The sequence below is a fragment of the Candidatus Merdisoma sp. JLR.KK006 genome (assembly GCF_036941035.1).
Classification (GTDB): domain Bacteria; phylum Bacillota; class Clostridia; order Lachnospirales; family Lachnospiraceae; genus Laedolimicola.
The window spans coordinates 74,776-94,538 of record NZ_JAYMNS010000003.1 but is presented as its reverse complement, the minus strand read 5'-3'; the positions used below and the strand labels follow the sequence as shown (position 1 = coordinate 94,538).

The following is a 19,763-nucleotide window of genomic DNA, read 5'->3' as shown; positions in this document are numbered from 1 at the left end:
ACAAAAATCAAATTGAGACAACTAAATAATGTAGAAAAACTGAATATGGAAAAGAATCGGATTTGTGGATTCCGATTAAGAGAATAATGAAATATGGAGGAATTAACTACGGAAAGGAAACAGACGAGTAATACTAACATCACCCTTAATAACATTTATAATGGTATCAAAAAGCTGAAGCCGGAATATCAGAAGATAATTCTTGGTTATAAGCTTCCCGATTTGTATTTGCTCTTTGAGAATAATACAGAATACCAGAAATATTTGAAAGAACTAATCGACAATGCAACAATATACATTAATACATTTGGCGCATTGATTGCTCTGCATAAAGAGGCACTTGAAGAAAGTAAAAGAACACAGGAGTTTGATATCTTGGATACTATGAATGAGGTTTATGATAGCCTGCCAGAAGATAAGAAAATAGAATTTTGTGAGAATATGCTTTCTAAGAAAGAATTTTTTGTAGATGCATATAAAAGGATGATGGATACGTTTGAAAGTGCAATAGATACGCAAAAATGTGAGGCGGTGGAGGGTGTAGCAGAGAATTAATTATACAAGGAATGATTAAAAGAGAAAAAGAAAATATGTTCGACAGTACTTGAAAATGAGTAATGCTTATAGTACAATGTATTAAAATGATAAGGTTCCCTGTTGGATGATTAAGTATAGGAGACAAACTATGATCAAATTATATGAAATAAATCAATGGACTGCAAGTAGTAAAAACGAAGCATTAATTGCTGCAAGTGATTATACAGGATTCAATAAAGATGATTTTAAGTGTGAAGTAATCCGAGAACCCAAAAGAGTTGGACTATTCAAAAAAGAAGATGGTATTTATCATTGTTGGTATGAATATATGGGCATGAATGCAGACAAGGAATTAAAGATTGTGGATGCACATTTATATTTTGACACCACACAGAAAAAAATACTCGTTATTAGATTTGGTTTTAAATCATATGAGATTGATTATTCTGACTTAATAGATTATGAAATGGTCATAGCATCCAGTACACAAACACATACAATAAGTAATAAGAATAAAGCACTTAAAGGGGCTATACTTTTTGGAACAACAGGAGCGGTTGTGGGAGCAGCAGATTCAGAAACAGTGACACGTACATCTGAAATTGCAGAATTAATTATTAGACTAAGGTTTGCGAATAAGGAATCATTTGAAATTTTGACTTGTAACACGAAATGTAATACGCAAAACAAAAAATGGCGGGATATTTTAGACCAAGGCAAAATAGCTGATGAATTTTTTAGGGAATTACTAGAAGAGCAGTAGAAAAAGAAAACTGAATAATGAAACACAAAAGGGCAGTCTTAAGACTGTCTTTTTGAATGCAAAAATATATTTAAAGGAGTATGTAATACATGGCACAAAATAATTTTATACTTGATCTAATTGCTATGCTGAAGAAATCTGAATCCAAAAAGCAGATCAAAGAGGATCTTAAAAATCTTGGAGATTTTAAACTCCCTTTGATTGGTACGCTTAATAAATCTAAAACAAAATCCCAGGTAAAGCAGGATTTAGCATCTTTAAATGGCACGGTAAATTTAACAGGAAAAATTGATGGCAAAGGTATTAATTCATCAGTACGGCAGGCAGCACAACAGGCACAAAAGCAGATGGATGCAAAACCTGTTGAAGTCAGCTTTTCAGTTAAGAAAGATAAGCTGGTGAAGGATATTAAGCTGTTAGCGCAGCAAAATAGCAGACTGTTCAAAGATGCTGATATGACTATGAAATATGATTCTTTGCTTGACAGTGTAGAACTAGCCTCCAATACAACGGAATTGAGTATTTTAAGAACAGAATTAGGAGCGTTCCGTTCAGAATTAAAGATTACAGGGAACAGCGGCTTGACAATGACGGATGCATTAAAGAATGGGTTCTCAAAGATATTACAGCTTTTTGGCGGACATGGAATTATAATGCAGTTTGCAGCTCAGCTGCGCAATGCCTGGACAGAAGCAAAAGAACTTGATGCATCAATTGTATCATTAAGTAAAGTGTGTGATGAACTGGCTGATAGAAGATCTTTTCCGGCATACATAGATAAATCTATCTCTAAGGCAAAAGTGCTTTGCACGGATGTAAACGATCTTCTATATGCGGTTACAGAATTTAAAAAATTAGGCAATTCTCTTGAAAACAGTGAAATACTTGCAGAGTATGCAATAAGGCTGCAAAATGTAGGTGATACCGATATTGACACTGCTATTTCTTCCATAAAAACAGCTATGGCTTCGTTTGATGAAATAGGCGGATATACAGATAATGAATATGAAAATAAAGTTGAAGCCTATATTGATCTTATCAACAATTTATCTAATAAGTTTTCAATAGACGCTGAGTCGCTTGCTAACGCTGTACGAATTAGTGCAGGTACCTTAACTGAGGCGAATACAAGTATTGAAGAAGCAACATCTATTATTACTGCTGCTAATAAATATTATGATGATCCGGCATATTTGGCTAATACTCTTAAAATTGGTGCTTTGAGGCTGAGAGCATCAAAGACATCCAATGAAGCAAAGAAACTTGCAGAGATGGGAGAAAATGTAGATGACTTGGCAGAATCTGTTTCTAAGCTGAGAGATGAAATGATGTCCCTTACAGGCGTTGATATCATGGTAGATGAAAAGAATTTCAAATCATATTATCAGCAGCTTCTTGATATTTCTGAAGTTTATCAGACATTGGACGAAACAACACAGGCAAACGTTCTTGAAAAAATGTTCGGCAAAAATAGATCGGCAGCTGGTGCTAATATTTTAAAAGCAATGTCAGACAGCGTAGAAATTTATAATGAAGCATTGCAGTCAGCAGGATCTAGCGAAGAAGAATTTTCAAGATGGTCGGAGAGTGCCGAGGCAGCAACCAAAAGATTTGGTATAGCTATGACTGAAACCTATAGCAGTATTATCAGTGGTGATACGGTAAAAGGACTAGCAAACGCAGGAGCAGCAGTACTTGATTTTGCAAATTCCTGGAATCTCCTAGAAGGAACACTTAGAGGGTTCGTGGTGTTAGGTGTTCTGAAAGGTCTAACTACCCTTACAGTAGCATTTAAGAACAGTACGATACAGATTAGTAATTATGGAAAAGCTTTGGATACTGTAAAAAAAGTGGAGAGTTTGACAGAAGGTACAGCTGATTACGTAAGAGCTTTAAATACATTGAAAACATCATGTGTCAACCTGACAGATGCACAATTGAAACAGGTTCTTTCTAATAGAAGTTTGGAGAAATCCCAATTAATTGAGATTTTACAATTAGATACATTAAAAAAAGAACAGATAGAAGCAAGGTTATCCCAACTTGGACTAATACAAACAACAGAAACGCAGACAGTAGCACAAGGAGCAGCCACAGCAAGCACATTCAGTTTTACCGCAGCAGTCAAAGGGCTTGGTGCCAGTTTAAAAGCAGCCTTTTTAAGCAACCCTGTTGGAATTGCCATCATGGCTGTTAGTACAGTTATTGGTATTGCCACATCCGCCACTGCAAAATATAACCAGCAATTAGAAGAAACACGCCAGAAAAACATAGAAGCGGCAAATGCAGCATCCGAAAAGGCTAATAACCTAAAAGACCTCTACAATGAATATAACCGTCTTGTATCCATTCAGGCAAGGACAACTTCTGAGGAAGAATCTTTCAAGACAGCGGTAGAAAACATTACAAAAGCCTTAGGCGACAAGGCTCAGATGCTCGAAGGACTTACAGTCGGTACGGATGAATATGCACAGGCTTTGTCCAGAGCTACAAAAGAGGAATTGCAAAGTCAGGCAGTAACCGCCGCTATTGGAAGAAAATCAGCAGAGGAAGCGTTACAGGAAAAGATATGGAGCAATTGGGCAGGCTCAAAAATATCTGTTGATTCTAATAATAAAGGAAGAGCACTATCCGATGAAGCACGAAAAGCAGTAGATATTGTTTCAGATTCTCTGAAAGAATTTGAGACTATAAACCGTACATGGAATAATCTATCATGGGATATTTCATCAAATAATCCAACAGAGGCATTAGAATTTTACAATGCATTGATAGAAGCAAGGGAAAGGCTGGTTTTAGCATCACAAGATAATGAGAGGCTGTTAGACACAGAAATTTATTCAGATATGAACAATGCAATCAATACCATGTCTGAAAGCCTTGATACCTATATACAACAGCTGTATGAGGAGAAAAAGCTTAATTATTTAGCAAATAACAGCATTCCGGTTACAACAGAAGAATATAACGCCATGGAAGCAGCTATGATGGATGCTGCTGGTGCAAGTGTTGATTTACAGGATAAATTCAAAGAATTATTAGTAACAGATTTTTCAAGCTTGGCTGTAAATGTTGAGAATGCTGTTGATGCGGTAAAAGATACTGTAAATTCAGTTTCGGAGAGTAACGGTATTCCTTTATCTATCACCCAGACAGTAGACCAACTAAATACCCAAATAAAGCCAGCCTTCGATTCGCTTAAATCAGCATGGCAGGACATTTTCACAGATGAAGGATTCAAGCTGAACGGCATAGACATCCTTTCAACATGTGATTCCATAAAGTCAAAGCTTGACGAAATGTCAGAATTAGGTTTATCCATAGACTATTCTGCTTTTGAGGATTTTGTACAGGTGTTGAATAATGCAGAAGCTACGGAAGAAGACGTGGAAAATGCATTTGATGGGCTTGCATCCTCTATTACAAGTGCAGGACTGAGCGGCGCAGAAGATTTTGAAACATTGAAATCAGCCCTTGAAGATTTGGGGATAATCAATGATGAGCTTGTGGCATTTGAAGCCTTAATCAGCAATACAGATGTATTGAAGGAAAAAGGGCTGGATTTAGCTGATGCCACGGAAGAACAGATACGGTCATTTGCTAATGAGGTTGTTTCTGCCGAAAATCTTGAACAGGCCATTGCAATGCTGACATTCCAAAAAGAATTATGTGCGCTCCAGGGTATGGATACTTCCGGAGAAGTTGCAAATTTACTTACGTTGGCTGAGAATGCAGGGTATACAGGAGAAGTAATCCAATATTTAACCGAACTGGAACAATTATATCAGCAGGTGGCAAGCGGTACATTAACGCCGGGACAGTTGGATGCCAAATTAGCAAGAGCCGAAGAACTACAAAATTTAATTAAAGAATCTGCCAGCCAAATCAATTATGAACCAAAAGTTGATTTTTCCAATGTTGGAGGCGGCAAATCAGGTGCATCAAAAGCAGCCAAGGAAGCGGCAGACACATATCTGGAATCCTTTGAAGACGAGCTGAAAGGCTTAAAGGATCTGAAAGATGCCGGAGTCATTACAGAGAAGCAGTATTTGGATCGGTTAAGGGCATTATATGTAAAATATTTCAAAGATAAAAAGCAGTATGCAGAAGAATACGCAAAATATGAGAAAGAATACCTTAACGGTATGAAATCACTCTACGAATCTGTATTTGCCCATTTCATTTCTAAAATTAATGATAGAATTAAGGGCATTGAGGATGAGAAGGATGCCGCCGTGGATGCATTGGAAGAGGAAAAGGATGCCGCCGAAGCTGCTTATCAGGCAGAGATTGATGCTATAGAGAAAGCTAATAAAGCAAGAGAACGCCAGCTTGACCTTCAGCAGAAACAGTACAACCTTGAAAAGCTCATGAATCAAAAGACAGCCCTTTTGTACAGCGAAGGCAAGGGAATGCATTATGAAAATGACATGTCCGGGGCACGAAAAGCAAGGGACGAAGTGGAAAAGGCAAAAGATGAAATCCGTGTCGCAGAACTAGAGGAAATGCTAGAAAAGAGCAATGCATACTATGATGAACTGATTGAACAGACAGAGAAGTATTATGACACTTTGATAGATGCACTGGAAAAGCAGAAGTCAAAGTTTGAAGAACTTCAAGATCTTCTTGATCAGGCACAGATGCAGGCTGTTCTTAAAGAACTTGGAATTAATGAGGAAGAACTTCTGGCAGGTTCTGAAAAAGAGTTTAATAAGCTTCGTGATTCTTATATAGGCATACTGGCTGATTTGAACGCAGGAAACAGCGACGTGCTGAGTGCTCTTTCAGAATTGTCCGGCATGGCATCCTTACCTAGTTATCTGGGTGAGACGGTTAATACGGTAAATGCTCTTGCAGACAGTGCAGGTTCTTTGAATTCAAGTCTTTCGGGCATAGATGCTTCTGCTGTAAATTCTGACTTTGATAATATGGCAGCTTCATCTTCTAATGCAGCAGGAAAAGTCCAGAGTGTTACAGATGCGCTTAATAACCTGTCAAATGATGTTTCCAACTATATAATCCCTCCGGTCAATTCAGATAACTTTGTATCCTCTTTTGCTGAGGATGGGGTTATTCTGACTACATTAACAGGATTTGTAGAGAGATTCAAGGAAATATGCAGCGATATTCCTGACATATGGAATTCTACGCTTTCTGAAACATTTGGAGAAGGTGGAGGAAGCGGAGATCCATTAGCCGGAGGTCTTTCAAATGATACAAAATATGATGCTCTCTTTGAACCAATACTTACAGCACTTGATACATGCAAAGCAACAATGGAAGAGAAACTAAAGGAATGTGCTGACACATGGGTGCAATTTCAAACGGATTTGTCTGAAATAATCGGTGTCAGTGGAGGTTCATCTGATCCTGAAGGCAATAATGGAGCTTCTGCTGGTGCTGGACAAGGAACAGGGAAACAGGGAGAATCCGGCGGCTCAGATACAATTGTTGGTGCCATTCAGGAAGGCGGCACGCTGATTGATGAATCTTTAAACGGAGAAGAAGGCTGGGCGGCATCATTCATCACGGCACAAGATTCCATACACGGGACTGCGGCATCTATTGTTGAATGTATTGAGTCCATGGTACAAGAAATTGTAAATGCGTGCATTGCAGCAATTGAAGCCATAAACATGTTGGAACGGGCAAAGGGAGGAAAAGGGAACCATCCTACTCCACAACCATACGGACGTGTCGGTCACAGCCATGCAAAAGGCGGAAGCGCATTCGCTGAGGGAACCGTAGGAAACGCATTTGCAACTGGAACTGGCTACCGTGGATTGTCTGAAGCAGCGAAAAACGCTCTCCGTTCCGAATATGGACAGCCAGAACTAACACTCTATCCGGATGGCACAACGGAACTTACCAATCAGCCTATAATGAGTGACTTGCCCAAAGGCACGATTATCTTCAATGAGGAACAGACCAAGAAAATTTTAAATGGTGAGCCTGCCATGAAAGGCAAAGTTTATCCAACCGGAGCAATAGCATTTGAGAATGGAACAATTGCCAGACCCAATGGCGAGATCCTTACCCCTCTCCCAGATGACGATCCGTTCATGATAGCCCAGAAGAAATTCGAAGCTTATGTACAGAAAATGGGGAGTGGCATAGAAACCGTTCTGGATGCCGCTGTAACCAGCATGATGAATGAACGTAATAAAGAGGTAGATAAGTTCATTAATCAGTTGAACGCTGGGAATGTTATAACTAATAATAAGAATATTCAACCTAATATTAACAATGAATTCCATATTACAATGCCAAATGTAACAAATTCAACTGCGGCTGAAACATTAATGAGGGATTTGCAGTCATTAAGAATTAAGAAATATCAGGTATTTGATTAATTTTTAAAATACACCTGGAGCTTAGTTACAAAATAACTGAGTTTCAGGTTTTAGAATAGGAGACAAAATATAATGAAGCAATTAACAAAAGAACAATTGGAAGAATTAGCATATAAAATTACTGTAAAGGTTGCTGAAGATAATCTTGATAACATGACAAAACATGTATTGGATTCTATTAAAGATGTATCTGATTTTAACATTGCAATTGTAAATGCAATGGCAGTATATGGAGCAGAAATAGAGAAAGAATGCAGCCGTGTTATTGCGGACGTTTTATATGATATATTTTATGCGGAATAAGTTATAAAAGTTTTAAGGAGTATAATGATAAAATGATGAACATAGCAGATGAAATTCTTAAGACAATCAAATATGCTGTTGGCAAAAAGGAAATTAATTGTGATCGTACATACCAATCTATAATAAAAGAAATCAAACCGAAAGGCTATGTAATTTTAGACCGTGCTGGAAGTGAAAGAACTGTAAAGTGCTGCATACCTGGAGTTACATTGCAAAAGTTCCAAAGAGTCTGGATAAAAGAACCGATGGGAGATTTGAAAGGGCTTCATATATGTGGCGTGGTAGGGAAGTAAGGTTTCCTGCCCGATTTTGATTCAAGTAACTGATAACAAAGCAAAAATGAGGATATGATTCTACTAAAAGTCGGCTCATATCCCATCCCATGTAATATATAGATGATGACTGAAAACTGAATATTGATATGAATATAGGGCACTGCTGGTTTGGTGGTGCCTTTTTATATAGATTTTATATGAACTGGAGGCCGATTTTTATAAAAGAAAATAATACAAATGATTTGTTGAAATATATATTAGAAAACGGTATGATTGATTTAACATATGTGCAAGAACAAATTGAAATGAAAAAGAGAGAGGAGATATTAAAACGGCATAATTATTCAATATGGCATAGCGATAAAGAAGATGTGTGGTATAGTTATCTGCCAGATGATTCTAAGCCGAATAATCGTAAGAAAATTAAGAGAAAAAGGAGGAGAGATTTAGAAGATATCATTTGTGATTTTTATATTTCTATGCAGAGCGAACATACGAAAGCAACGCAATCAAAGGATTGGTCAATAGAAAGTATGTTTTATGAGTTTATGAAGCACAAGGCAAATGAGGTTAATAGTGGTACGATTAAGCGAATGATGGCAGATTGGGAAAGATTTTATAAGCCTGAGAAAGAGTTTATAGCTATACCAGTAAAGAATCTTACCAAAATTAATATTGACGATTTCTTCAATGGAGTATTAGGAAAATACAATTTGAAAAAGAAAGCATTTTATAATATGTGCGGAATCTTGAAACAGACATTGGAATATGCTGTAGATGCTGAATATATAGAGAAGAATCCTTATCGTATCAAAGTCAATAAGAAAAAGTTTGCCAGCAGTAGCAAAAAGCCGAGTACAAAAGAGGTTTTTCAAACTAACGAAAAAGAAATGCTTATTGATGAGATGGAACGAAGATTGAAAAATAACCCATCAAATACAGCACCATTGGCTGTTATGCTTGATTTTGAGTTGGGTACCAGAAAGGGAGAAATCCTTGCAATTAGCAAAACAGATATTGTTAATAACAGAATTCATATACATAAGCAGCTAGTAGAAGAATTTGATACAAGTGATCTCAATAATATTAAAAGTATGGGATTCCATGTTGTGGATTATACAAAATCAGAAGACGGCGACAGATGGCTTCCTTTAACCGATAAGGCAAAAAGGATTATCAAAAGGATAGAGATGATCAATGAGAAATTTGGCTATCAATATGAAGATTTTCTGTTTGTTAAAGATAATAATTGCCTTACACCGGACGCAATAGACGCACAAATAAAAAGAGGCTGTGAGCATATAGGGATCCCGGTAAAGACAATGCATAAGATTAGAAAGACATATGCATCAACACTATTGCATAATGGCGTTAATCTCAGCATTGTAAAAGATATGCTAGGTCATGCGGATGAATCAACAACCCTAAAACATTATATCTATAATATTGAGGACAGCACGGAGACGGACAACAAGGTATTAAATGCTTTAGAATCTCTAAATTATGAAAAAAGTGCTCAAAGTGACCAAAATGTTATTCCGTTCACAAAAAGAAAAAGAACCGAAAACCTTGAAAAATCAACGTTTTCAGTCCTCTAAACTACTGCGGAAGATGGGACTTGAACCCACACGGCACGAATGCCACAAGATCCTTAGTCTTGCTCGTCTGCCAGTTCCGACACTTCCGCAAATCCCCTTGTGTTGAAGCTCTTATTACAAGGCGCTTAATTATACTATCATTTCCGGAGAAAAAAGTCAAGTACTAAATTTACAAAAAAATGTCAAAAAATTAAAAAAAGGTGTTGACATTTTATCTCAAATTCGATAGAATATTATTTGTTCGCAGGAGTGGCGGAATGGCAGACGCGCAGGCTTCAGGTGCCTGTAGTCGCAAGGCTGTGTGGGTTCAAGTCCCATCTCCTGCATAGAAGGAAGCCGGTAAAATCAAGGCTTCCTTTATTTTTGTCTCAAAAGATTTGCTTACAGTTGCTTACACCCCTCCAAGTGCTAAATCCCGGAAGGCTTCTCATAGTCTTTCATGATTTAGTTTTCAGAAAGATGTTTTAACAAAGGTCCAAGATATTCCCTCGAAGAGATATCATAAGAATGGGCAATCGCCTCAGCAAAACCAATTTCATCCGGAGTTTTGTTATTTTTCCTTTTCAGCATAAAAGAAAACACTTTCATCATAGCCTTATCCGTAAAATTCATTTTCTCATAGCATAATCCGCTTTGCAAATAAAAATGGGGAAGGAAAGACAATTCTTCCCGGTTCAGATTGTTCTTCCACATTTCCTCAATCGTTTTCCTTTCCGTGTTCGGCATAGCGCCTGTCACAAAGAGGGCCGAGAGCCGGACACTGCTTTTTAGAAACAACCTCCGCACCTTTGGCAAACCTTCGATTCGGCCGGCATGCATTCTGCTTCCAAGGAGAACCCTGTCAAAAGAAGATAAAAGTTCAGGTGTTCCCTCCTTGAAATCCATTGCCGTACCGCCTGTTTCCTCCGCAATCATGTCCGCATACTTTTTCGTAAATCCTGTCTTGCTCTTATACAGGATTAATATGCTCTTACTCATTCTCCATCCCTCCATTTATCAGTAACTGGTTTAAAAATGCCTGACAAGCACCTTCCTGCAGGCTGAAAATCTCTTCCGCCGAAATTCCCGGTGTGGAAACAGAAAAGATAGTACCAAGGCCAATGGTATAGATGAGCATATTTAAGTGAAGCTGCCGGGCCTCAGCCAGGGAAATACCAAAGCTCCCGGCAATGGACGGGGCAATTTCAGGACGGGTTTCTGCCTGATACAGCTCTTTTAGAGAAGAAATTCCCTCCCTTTGCTGCAGTATAAACATCCGAAATAAGTGTGGCTCCTTCTTGGCGATCTGAATATATGCCTGGCCGGTGCTGCGAAATAAGTCCTCCTTGTCAATGTGAGCAGCCAGATAATCTTGAATATAGGCCTTGGCCTGACGCTCAATATCTCGGCGCAGTTCGTCCATATTTTTGCAGTAGCTGTAAATAGGCTGGACAGAGCACCCCAGCCGTTCGGCAATGGTTTTAACCAGAACATGATCCATCCCTCCGGTACGAGCCAGTTCAAAGGCAGCATTTACAACTATTTCCCGGGTAATTCTTTGCTTTGGCATTTTAGCCTCCTTGAAAAGTAATTTATTTATATAAATGATTTATATAAATAAATTATATATCGTAGCATAAAGGCTGTCAACATAAATCCGAAGAATCATGCAACAGAACAAAAAATCGACGAAAAGAACCGGCATTTAGACTTGAAAATCTTAAGAAGTAAAATAGAAACTTGCATTCCCATGTCAATTTCTATAAAATAGAGAAGAACACGAGAAGGCAGGAAGAAAGCGAGTATGCGGAATGAGACTAAAAAATGTTTTAATTGTAGTAGAAGATATAGAGCGTTCTAAAAAATTCTATCAGGATCTCTTTGGCCTTAGAACCCTGACTGATTTCGGCAGCAATGTGATTTTGACGGAAGGACTGGTACTGCAGGACAGAGGTATCTGGGAGCGGTTGGTTAAGAAGAAGGTTGTTTGGGGGGACAGTGATACGGAGCTGTATTTTGAAGAAAATAATATGGATGATTTTATAAAAAAGCTGGACGCATATCAGGAGCCTGTCCGGTACCTGAATCGACTTATGGAACATGATTGGGGACAGCGTGTGGTTCGAATCTACGATCCGGACGGACATGTTATTGAAATAGGAGAGGCCATGGAATTTGTTGCAAAGAGATTCCATAAAGCAGGTATGTCCCTAGAGGAGGTATCAAAGAAAACCCAACTTCCTATAGAACAGGTGAGAGGAATCTGCGGTGCGGAGTAAGAAATTGTGAATCATAATAAGATACGGAGAAAGGCAGATATGCTCAGTCGAAAAAAATTAATACAATTTTACACGGAACAATATGAGACAGAGAGCAGGAAGAAAGGGAAAAAGGTTCCCAAATATGCAGATGCTTCCGGGCGTATGAAGAATCTGCAAAAATCTCTTAGAAGAGCCAGGCCCTCCAAAATTCCCTTTCAAAATCTGGAGGATTATCACCGGCAGATCAAAAATATGGCACTTTTTGCATACCGGAAAAAGAGAGAGGATCTAACCCTTACCATCAATGCAGAGCTGATTCCCAAGCTGGTCGATCTGGACTTGGGGCTATTGCTGAAGGAACAGCGAGAGCGGATAGACGGCGAATTTCTTGCATTTCTCAGGCGAAAGCTTCCGGGAGCCGTCTGCATGGAGAACCTTTTCACCTTATACCCCAAGTTCCGTCAATACAAAGTAAAAAATAAGATAGTGGAGCTGGTACCCTCCCGTCCGGAAATGGAATTCCCGGAGGTAAGGCAGATGCACCGTCATTTTATCCTTCACATCGGTCCAACGAACAGCGGTAAGACCTTTCAATCCCTGGAACGCTTGAGAACGGCAGAAAAGGGCGTTTATCTCGGCCCCTTACGTCTCCTTGCTCTGGAGGTTTACGAGCAGATCCGCACTTACGGCGTTCCCTGCACCATGCTGACCGGACAGGAGTGCATAGAGGAGGAAAACAGCCGAATCACAGCCTCCACCATAGAGATGGCAGATTTTGACGAAGCCTATGATATCGCTGTGATAGATGAGGCTCAGATGGTAACGGATCCGGATCGGGGACATTCCTGGACAAAAGCTATCCTGGGGCTAAAGGCAAACGAAATTCATATCTGCATGAGCCCCGCAGCCGAGCTGGCCATGATTCATTTGATTGAGCTCTGTGGTGATGATTATGAGATAGAACGCTATGAGCGAAAGACAGCCCTTATCTGTGAAGAAAAGCCCTTTGCATTTCCGGAGGATGTACAGCCGGGAGACGCCCTCATTGTATTTTCCAAGAAATCCGTTTTGGATGTGGCAGGCCGCTTAGAGGAACAGGGCGTAGATGCCAGCGTTATCTACGGCAGCCTTCCGCCGGAGATCCGCCGCCGCCAAATGCACCTGTTCAATCAGGGGAAAACCACCGTAGTAGTAGCCACAGACGCCATTGGAATGGGCTTAAACCTTCCTGTCCGAAGAATCGTATTTCTACAGGCGGAAAAATTTGACGGCATTGGAAGACGCCCGCTGACCATATCGGAGGTACGCCAAATCGCAGGCCGTGCAGGCCGCTTCGGTATCTACAACGTGGGTTATGTAAACGCCATGGGGGAAGAAGAGCTGGAGTTCATTCGGGAGCATTTCGAAGCTGAGGAACAGCCCATAGAAGAAGTAAACTTAGGTTTCCCGCAGCTTCTCTTAGACATAGACGGTCCTTTAGACGAAATCCTGAAAATCTGGCATTCCGTAACTCCGTCAGCTCCTTTTGTAAAAGAGAACATTGATGAGGCCCTGGCTCTCTACGATCAGGCTCAGAAATGGAAATCCCAGATAGACGGCTTTGAGGACAAACGCACCCTATACCGAATGATCACCTGTCCCATAGACATCAAAGACAGAAAAGTAGTCGCCCTCTGGCTTTCCTACTGCAAAGACTATACGGCAGACGTTTCACTGGAACGTCCAAAGCTGGAATACGGAAAGCGAAAAGGCATCCAGCAATACGAGACCTACTATAAGCAGCTGGACCTTTACTACCAGTTCTCCCACCGCATGCAGAAGGTTATTGAAGAAGACTGGTTGAACGAAGAGCGAAACCGCACGGAAATGATGATTATGAAGTACTTAACCAAAGGGAAGACGAATTATATTGCCCGTTGCCGGTACTGCGGGAAGCTATTGCCCCTGGGAACGCCCTTTCAGGTGTGTGATCGCTGCTTTCATAGGAAACCCACATGCGCTCCATTGGCGCACTGCAATAAATAAAAGTCTGTAATGGCGCATGGGGCATCCCTGAACTTAGTTTTCTGCTACGCAGAAAAGGATCTTTCATAGTAAATAAGAATTTGAACAGCACTGAGGGGCAAATTATTTCAAGCGAACACAGAAAGGAAAATATTGCAGAGACAGGAAAGGAGAGAATTACCTTGGAAAAATTACTTATAGCCCATGATTTGGGAACATCCGGAGACAAAGCAACCTTGTTTACCACAAAAGGACGGCAGATCCGCAGCTTCACCGTACCTTACGACGTGCATTTTTTCAACGGAAACTACGCAGAGCAGGATCCGGAAAACTGGTGGGATGCGGTATGTGACGCTACCAAGGCCGTACTGGAGGGAGAGGATCCGGGCAGAGTGGCAGCCATGTCCTTCAGCGCCCAGATGCAGGGCTGCCTGGTAGTGGACAAGAACGGCGTACCCCTGCGAGATGCCATTATCTGGGCAGACCAGAGGGCCGTAAAAGAGGCAGAGCTTCTGGAAAAAGAGATTGGAGCAAAAAGGATGTACCAGATCACCGGTCATCGGGTAAGCCCCAGCTACAGCATCGAAAAGCTCATGTGGCTGAAAAAGAATGAACCGGAAGTGTACAAGAAGACCTATAAAATGCTCCAGGCCAAGGATTATATCATCGCCCGGGCCACGGGAAAGTTTGTAACAGATTATTCCGACGCTTCCGGAACCAACGCACTTGACTTAAGAAAGCTGGAATGGTCAGAGGAGATTCTAAAGGCGGCAGGAATTGACAAAGACAAGCTTCCAAAGCTTAAGAAATCCACAGATATTGCAGGTTATATAGAGGATCGGGTGGCAGGCGAGATAGGGCTCCCGGCAGGAACTCCTGTAGTCTGCGGAGGAGGAGACGGTCCCTGTTCGGCAGTAGGCGCAGCATGCATCAAGGATGGGGAATTCTATCTCACCTTCGGAACCTCTGCCTGGATCGGGGGAACGACCACAGACCCATTTATAGACGAGGACCAGACTTTGTTCTGCTTTGCCCATGTGATTCCCGGGAAGTACATGCCCTGCGGCGCTATGCAGGCAGCGGGAAGCTCCTATTCCTACATTCGTCGGGCTTTGTGTGACGGAGCATCCTATGATGAGCTGAACAAGCTGATAGAAAAATCCCCTGTAGGAGCCAAAAATCTCATATTCCTGCCCTACCTTCTGGGTGAGCGCAGTCCGCGGTGGAATCCGGATACCAGCGGAGCCTTCCTGGGAATCAAGTCGGAGCATGACAAGAAAGATTATGTGCGGGCTGTGATAGAGGGAATTGCAATGAATATGGAGCTGATTCTTAAAGCCTATCGGAAGCAGGCAGAGATCGAAAAAATGTGTCTTACCGGCGGCGGAGCCAAGGGAGATGTGGTGGCACAGATTTTATCCGATGTACTGAATGTTGAATTCCGGATGCCTGACTGCGTGGAGGAGGCCACAGCCATCGGTGCGGCCGTTATCGCAGGCGTGGGCGTAGGCGTTTTTGACGGGTTTGAAGAGGTGAAGCGGTTCTTAAAGTTCGAGAAGACTGTGAAGCCAGTCATGGAGCATCAGGAGAATTATAAGAAGCTGCTGCCTGTCTTTGATGAGGCTTATCACTGTATGCTGCCTTTGTATAAGAAGATGGCGAAGCTGTAAAAGAAATTAGAAGAATTTTTATTCCAATTTGATGCCGGGAAGCAGCAGTGCGGTTTGCACAGATGTTTTCCGGTATTGCTGTGTTGCAAGTAATAGCATAAGAGTATCCATCTATGTAAAGGTGTACGCAGGATAGTTGTAAAATAATTTGTTTTGCAATAAAGAGTAAGAAAGCCTCAACAGAAAACGACATTTGAGGAATTGGCGTTGTTTTTTGGAAAAAGTAGGATAGAATAAGGAATACAATAAAGGACTGATTTTGAGGCAGAACAAGAAGGAATGCTCTATGAGATTAAAAATTGATAATTTCGCAAAAGTAAAACATGCTGATATTGTGATTGACGGAATTACAGTTATTGCAGGAGAGAATAATACAGGGAAAAGTACCATTGGAAAGGTACTTTATTCCACATTTAATTGTTTATATCAAATTGATTCGAAGATTGAAGAACGCAGAAGAGAAGAGATACAGATAATATGCAGGGAATATATAGGGAATGCAGTGGCACACAATATGAACAATATAAAAATGCCCCATTTCTCCGGATCAATCAGGCAGGCTATTTTAGGAAAAATCACCAATGAAGTAAGCGGTTTGCTGGCAGAAACAGACAGGGATAAATTTAGTAAAGCATTGTACCGGCAGTTAGTGGAGCGGTCTTTTAAAAAGTATAAGCTCATCCTGCCGGAAGATGATATTGCGGAATTAGTCGAGAATTCTTATGATAAAATTGTATCAAGAAAAGTGAATGATGATGATAAAGTGGCAATGGAGTTAATCGAGCGCTTCTTTAATCTGTTATTTGATACACAGATACAATGTCTGAAGGAAACCAATGGAAATGCAAGGGTTTCTTTGACAATAAAAGAGAAAGATTTGGAAATACGGTTCCAGGGAAATCAATGTATAGACTGGAAGGCGGATTATCATATTCTGCATGAAGCCTTTTTGGTTGATGATCCCTTTATTCTGGATGATATGTCAGGTTATTTTCGGGTTTATGCAACACAAAGTATGCGTGGACAATTATTAAGCCGTTTAAATGAAACAAAAGATAATATTATGGCGGGGATCTTTGAGGCGGTTAATGCAAAAGAGAGTTTAAAAGAGATTTACGATATTTTAGAGCATGTTACAGAAGGGCAGATTTCTGAGCAGAGTGGTCAGTGGGAGTTGAATTCTTATCAGTTTAAAGAACCTGTCTATTTTGAAAATCTTTCAGCAGGCCTTAAGTCCTTTGTGCTTTTGAAGCTATTGTTGGAGAAAGGTATTTTAAAGGAAAAGGATGTATTGATTTTGGATGAACCGGAGATACACCTTCATCCGGAATGGCAGCTGGCGTATGCGGAACTTATTGTGCTTCTTGAAAAGAAATTTGATTTAAGTATTGTAGTGACTACCCATAGCAGAGATTTTTTGGAGGCTATTGAATTGTATTCCAAAAAATATGATCTGTTTTCAAAATGCAGATTTTATTTAGCCGATTTGGACCAGGGACTTGCTGTTTTTAAGGACGTTACAGCTTCATTAGATAAGATATACAGGCAGCTGGTAACTCCAAGCATGCTGCTTGACAAAATCAGATATGAAATGGAATCGGAGGAAAATGACTAATTTTGAAATTTTTAAAGATGTGGTAATGAGGTATTTATCAGAATATGATATATCTATGCCTAGCGATTCAACGCTTCATGAGGTTTCTTTGAATAATGACGGCATAGAATGCAAAATCCAATAAGATTTGCGGAAGAACATGTACATTACATATTAGTATGCAGCAGTGAAAAGAATCCAAATCTGTATAATCTAGTGAAAGCCCAGGTTTTATTAAAGCAGAATTATACACCTCCTTTTATGCAGAGACTGAAAGATTATCTTTTTAAGGATGTTTATGTCTATACAGAGAATTTTTTTGAGACAGAATTTGTAAAAAAATTTGTATTTTAAAATTTTCTTTTGAGTGTCTTCATAAATCATTATAATCATTTAACATCTTTGCTGCTATAAAAATTCCCATTGTATCACAAAAAACAGCACTCTGCTTTCCGTAGATTGCATATCCGTTCTGCATGCGCTATGATGAGCTTAGAATCACTGTGAATATCAGCTAATGCCTGGCAGCTGAATTTCTTTTATAAGGTCTGTCATATTTTATTGCGGAAAAATTATTTACTTTATGACAAAATGGAGTATAATAAAGTTAGATGAAAAGCATCAGGATACTGATTACGGAACTTTAAGGCAGGAGGACTTTATATGAACGCTGATGTTTCCAATATTGGGCCAAAGATAAAAGAGCTGCGTGAAAAGGCCAACTTAACACAAAAGCAGGTAGCAGATTATTTGTCCGTTGATCAAAGTCTGATTTCCAAATTTGAAAAGGGAGAACGCTCCATTCATTCTGACGGATTGAATCAGCTTGCGGAATTGTTCTGCTGCCCTGTTTCCGCATTCCTGTCATCAGATCCGGTGACGCCGGCGTATACAATTGCTTTTCGGACAACAGCTATGGACAGCGAAGATTTGCGTGCAATTGCTGTGATCAACAGGCTTGCTTTGAACCAGTTTCGGATGGATCGGCTTGCGGAAGGGGGATCGGATGATAGATAAGATAGAACTCAGCAGCAAGGCATCCAGTATTCGGAAAAGACTGGGGGAAGACGAGGCTTCTCCTGTAGATATATTTACACTCGCTCAAGGGATTGAAGGGTTGACACTGGTATTTTATCCTCTTGGCAAGAACATAAGCGGAGCCTGTTTCCGAAGTGAACATTCCTCTTTGATTGCCATTCATTCGGGAATGTCCATAGGAAGGCAGCGGTATACGCTGGCTCATGAGCTGTATCATTATTATTTTGACGAGAAAAGGACCTCAACAATCTGCTCAAGCAAAATAGGAAGCGGAAATGAGGAGGAAAAGAAGGCAGATCTGTTTGCATCTTATTTTCTGATGCCTCCGGCTGCCCTGTATGAAGCTGTGCAGAGGTATAAAGGGTCCGATAACCATAGCTTATCTATTCGCGAGATAATTCGGCTGGAGCAGCACTTTGGTATGAGCCATCAAGCAACACTCATTCGCCTGCAGGAGGATGGGAGCCTTTCCGCTGGTCAGGCCGCTTCCATGCAGTCAGGAATTATTGCTCTGGCATCAAGGCTGGGTTTTGACGTATCCCTGTATAAGCCTTCTTCAAATGAGAAAAGAATGCAGGTGTTCGGACACTATATCTGTCAGGCGGAGCGTCTCTTGGAGACAGATAAGATTTCGAATGGTAAATATGAAGAGCTTTTACTGGATGCTTTTCGGGAAGACATTGTTTTTGGTGAGGAAGCGGAGGGAGGCGGATACGATTGACAGAGCCTCTTTTCTTTGATACCGATTGTCTCTGCGCTTTTTTATGGGTACGAAATGAGAGCTTATTACCAAAGCTGTATCCGGAAAGGGTTATAATACCTAAGCCGGTCTATCGGGAGCTTTGCCGTCCCGGAATTCCCCATTTAAAAGCACGTGTAGATACACTGATAAAACAGAAGCAGGTGTTGATACAGGAAATGGATGTTTATTCCAAAGAGTATGCTACATATTATGAACTGACAGAAGAGCCGAAAAAAGGACAAAGGATAATCGGAAATGGAGAAGCGGCAGCTATTTCTCTGGCAAAACAGTATGATGGTATTGTTGCAAGCAATAATCTGCGAGACATTCAGGGATATATAACAGAATTTGGTCACAGGCATATGACTACCGGAGATATTCTGACAGATGCATTTCAAAGAGGGTTTATAACAGAGGATGAGGGGAATGATATCTGGGCTCAAATGCTTGCCAAACGCAGAAAATTGGGAGCAAAATCTTTTACAGATTATCTCAAATTAAAAATTTAAGACTTTCAGCGGACAAGCTTTGCCCGTTTTAAAGTGTATCTGCAGGTCCCCCGCAAATGCAAATTTATACATGGCAGACTTCGTTTGCTAAAAAATAAAGAAGCCTTCAAGTCCCCGATGCGAAAGCACACCGGAAG

At 40.4% G+C, this 19,763-nt stretch carries 15 protein-coding genes and 2 tRNA genes; 14 read left to right on the top strand and 3 right to left on the bottom strand.

Annotated features, from left to right (window positions below; all coding sequences use genetic code 11):
- Positions 1–93 precede the first annotated feature (93 nt).
- The 6 genes from VSQ61_RS03605 (at position 94) to VSQ61_RS03580 (ending at position 9,829) form a co-directional block, all read left to right on the top strand.
- The gene (locus tag VSQ61_RS03605; RefSeq protein WP_334343068.1) at positions 94–555 is read left to right on the top strand and encodes a hypothetical protein; all 462 of its coding nucleotides are present in this window, start codon (positions 94–96) and stop codon (positions 553–555) included.
- 130 nt (positions 556–685) lie between these two features.
- On the top strand, positions 686–1,300 hold the full coding sequence (locus VSQ61_RS03600; RefSeq protein WP_334343067.1) for a hypothetical protein: 615 nt from the start codon (positions 686–688) through the stop codon (positions 1,298–1,300).
- 89 nt (positions 1,301–1,389) lie between these two features.
- Positions 1,390–7,653, top strand: coding sequence for a phage tail tape measure protein (locus VSQ61_RS03595; RefSeq protein ID WP_334343066.1), 6,264 nt, complete (start codon positions 1,390–1,392; stop codon positions 7,651–7,653).
- A 72-nt stretch (positions 7,654–7,725) separates the two neighbouring features.
- Positions 7,726–7,956, top strand: coding sequence for a hypothetical protein (locus VSQ61_RS03590; RefSeq protein ID WP_334343065.1), 231 nt, complete (start codon positions 7,726–7,728; stop codon positions 7,954–7,956).
- Positions 7,957–7,988: 32 nt separating this feature from the next.
- Entirely contained in the window at positions 7,989–8,249 is a 261-nt protein-coding gene (locus VSQ61_RS03585) for a hypothetical protein (RefSeq protein WP_334343064.1), read from the top strand.
- 128 nt (positions 8,250–8,377) lie between these two features.
- A complete protein-coding gene (locus tag VSQ61_RS03580) occupies positions 8,378–9,829 on the top strand; it encodes a tyrosine-type recombinase/integrase (protein ID WP_334343063.1) in 1,452 nt (483 codons plus the stop codon).
- A 5-nt stretch (positions 9,830–9,834) separates the two neighbouring features.
- On the opposite strand, the gene VSQ61_RS03575 is transcribed toward VSQ61_RS03580, so the two are convergent.
- Positions 9,835–9,918 (bottom strand) — tRNA-Leu (locus tag VSQ61_RS03575).
- Positions 9,919–10,072: 154 nt separating this feature from the next.
- Here VSQ61_RS03575 and VSQ61_RS03570 point away from each other — a divergent pair.
- Positions 10,073–10,155: transfer RNA gene (locus VSQ61_RS03570), tRNA-Leu, on the top strand.
- 118 nt (positions 10,156–10,273) lie between these two features.
- Here the strand turns inward: VSQ61_RS03570 and VSQ61_RS03565 are convergent.
- Both VSQ61_RS03565 and VSQ61_RS03560 read right to left on the bottom strand, forming a co-directional pair.
- The gene (locus VSQ61_RS03565; protein ID WP_334343062.1) at positions 10,274–10,807 is read right to left on the bottom strand and encodes a flavodoxin domain-containing protein; all 534 of its coding nucleotides are present in this window, start codon (positions 10,805–10,807) and stop codon (positions 10,274–10,276) included.
- Positions 10,800–11,378: a TetR/AcrR family transcriptional regulator gene (locus VSQ61_RS03560; protein WP_334343061.1), complete on the bottom strand. Its 579-nt coding sequence runs from the start codon at positions 11,376–11,378 to the stop codon at positions 10,800–10,802. The genes VSQ61_RS03565 and VSQ61_RS03560 overlap by 8 nt, the downstream gene beginning before the upstream one ends.
- Before the next feature lie 241 nt (positions 11,379–11,619).
- Between VSQ61_RS03560 and VSQ61_RS03555 the strand changes: the two genes are divergently transcribed.
- From VSQ61_RS03555 to VSQ61_RS03525, 7 genes are all read left to right on the top strand, one after another.
- A complete protein-coding gene (locus VSQ61_RS03555) occupies positions 11,620–12,087 on the top strand; it encodes a VOC family protein (protein WP_334343060.1) in 468 nt (155 codons plus the stop codon).
- 39 nt (positions 12,088–12,126) lie between these two features.
- The gene (locus VSQ61_RS03550; protein WP_334343059.1) at positions 12,127–14,094 is read left to right on the top strand and encodes an SUV3 family DEAD/DEAH box RNA helicase; all 1,968 of its coding nucleotides are present in this window, start codon (positions 12,127–12,129) and stop codon (positions 14,092–14,094) included.
- Between the two features lie 161 nt (positions 14,095–14,255).
- On the top strand, positions 14,256–15,743 hold the full coding sequence (gene xylB, locus VSQ61_RS03545; protein WP_334343058.1) for a xylulokinase: 1,488 nt from the start codon (positions 14,256–14,258) through the stop codon (positions 15,741–15,743).
- A gap of 286 nt (positions 15,744–16,029) precedes the next feature.
- Entirely contained in the window at positions 16,030–17,358 is a 1,329-nt protein-coding gene (locus tag VSQ61_RS03540) for an AAA family ATPase (RefSeq protein ID WP_334343057.1), read from the top strand.
- Positions 17,359–18,000: 642 nt separating this feature from the next.
- Positions 18,001–18,354 carry a helix-turn-helix domain-containing protein gene (locus VSQ61_RS03535; RefSeq protein WP_334343056.1) on the top strand — a complete coding sequence of 118 codons (354 nt, stop codon included), beginning with the start codon at positions 18,001–18,003 and terminating at the stop codon, positions 18,352–18,354.
- On the top strand, positions 18,344–19,096 hold the full coding sequence (locus tag VSQ61_RS03530) for an ImmA/IrrE family metallo-endopeptidase (protein WP_334343055.1): 753 nt from the start codon (positions 18,344–18,346) through the stop codon (positions 19,094–19,096). Before VSQ61_RS03535 ends, VSQ61_RS03530 begins: the two co-directional genes overlap by 11 nt.
- Positions 19,093–19,626, top strand: coding sequence for a PIN domain-containing protein (locus VSQ61_RS03525; RefSeq protein WP_334343054.1), 534 nt, complete (start codon positions 19,093–19,095; stop codon positions 19,624–19,626). The genes VSQ61_RS03530 and VSQ61_RS03525 overlap by 4 nt, the downstream gene beginning before the upstream one ends.
- Positions 19,627–19,763 lie beyond the last annotated feature (137 nt).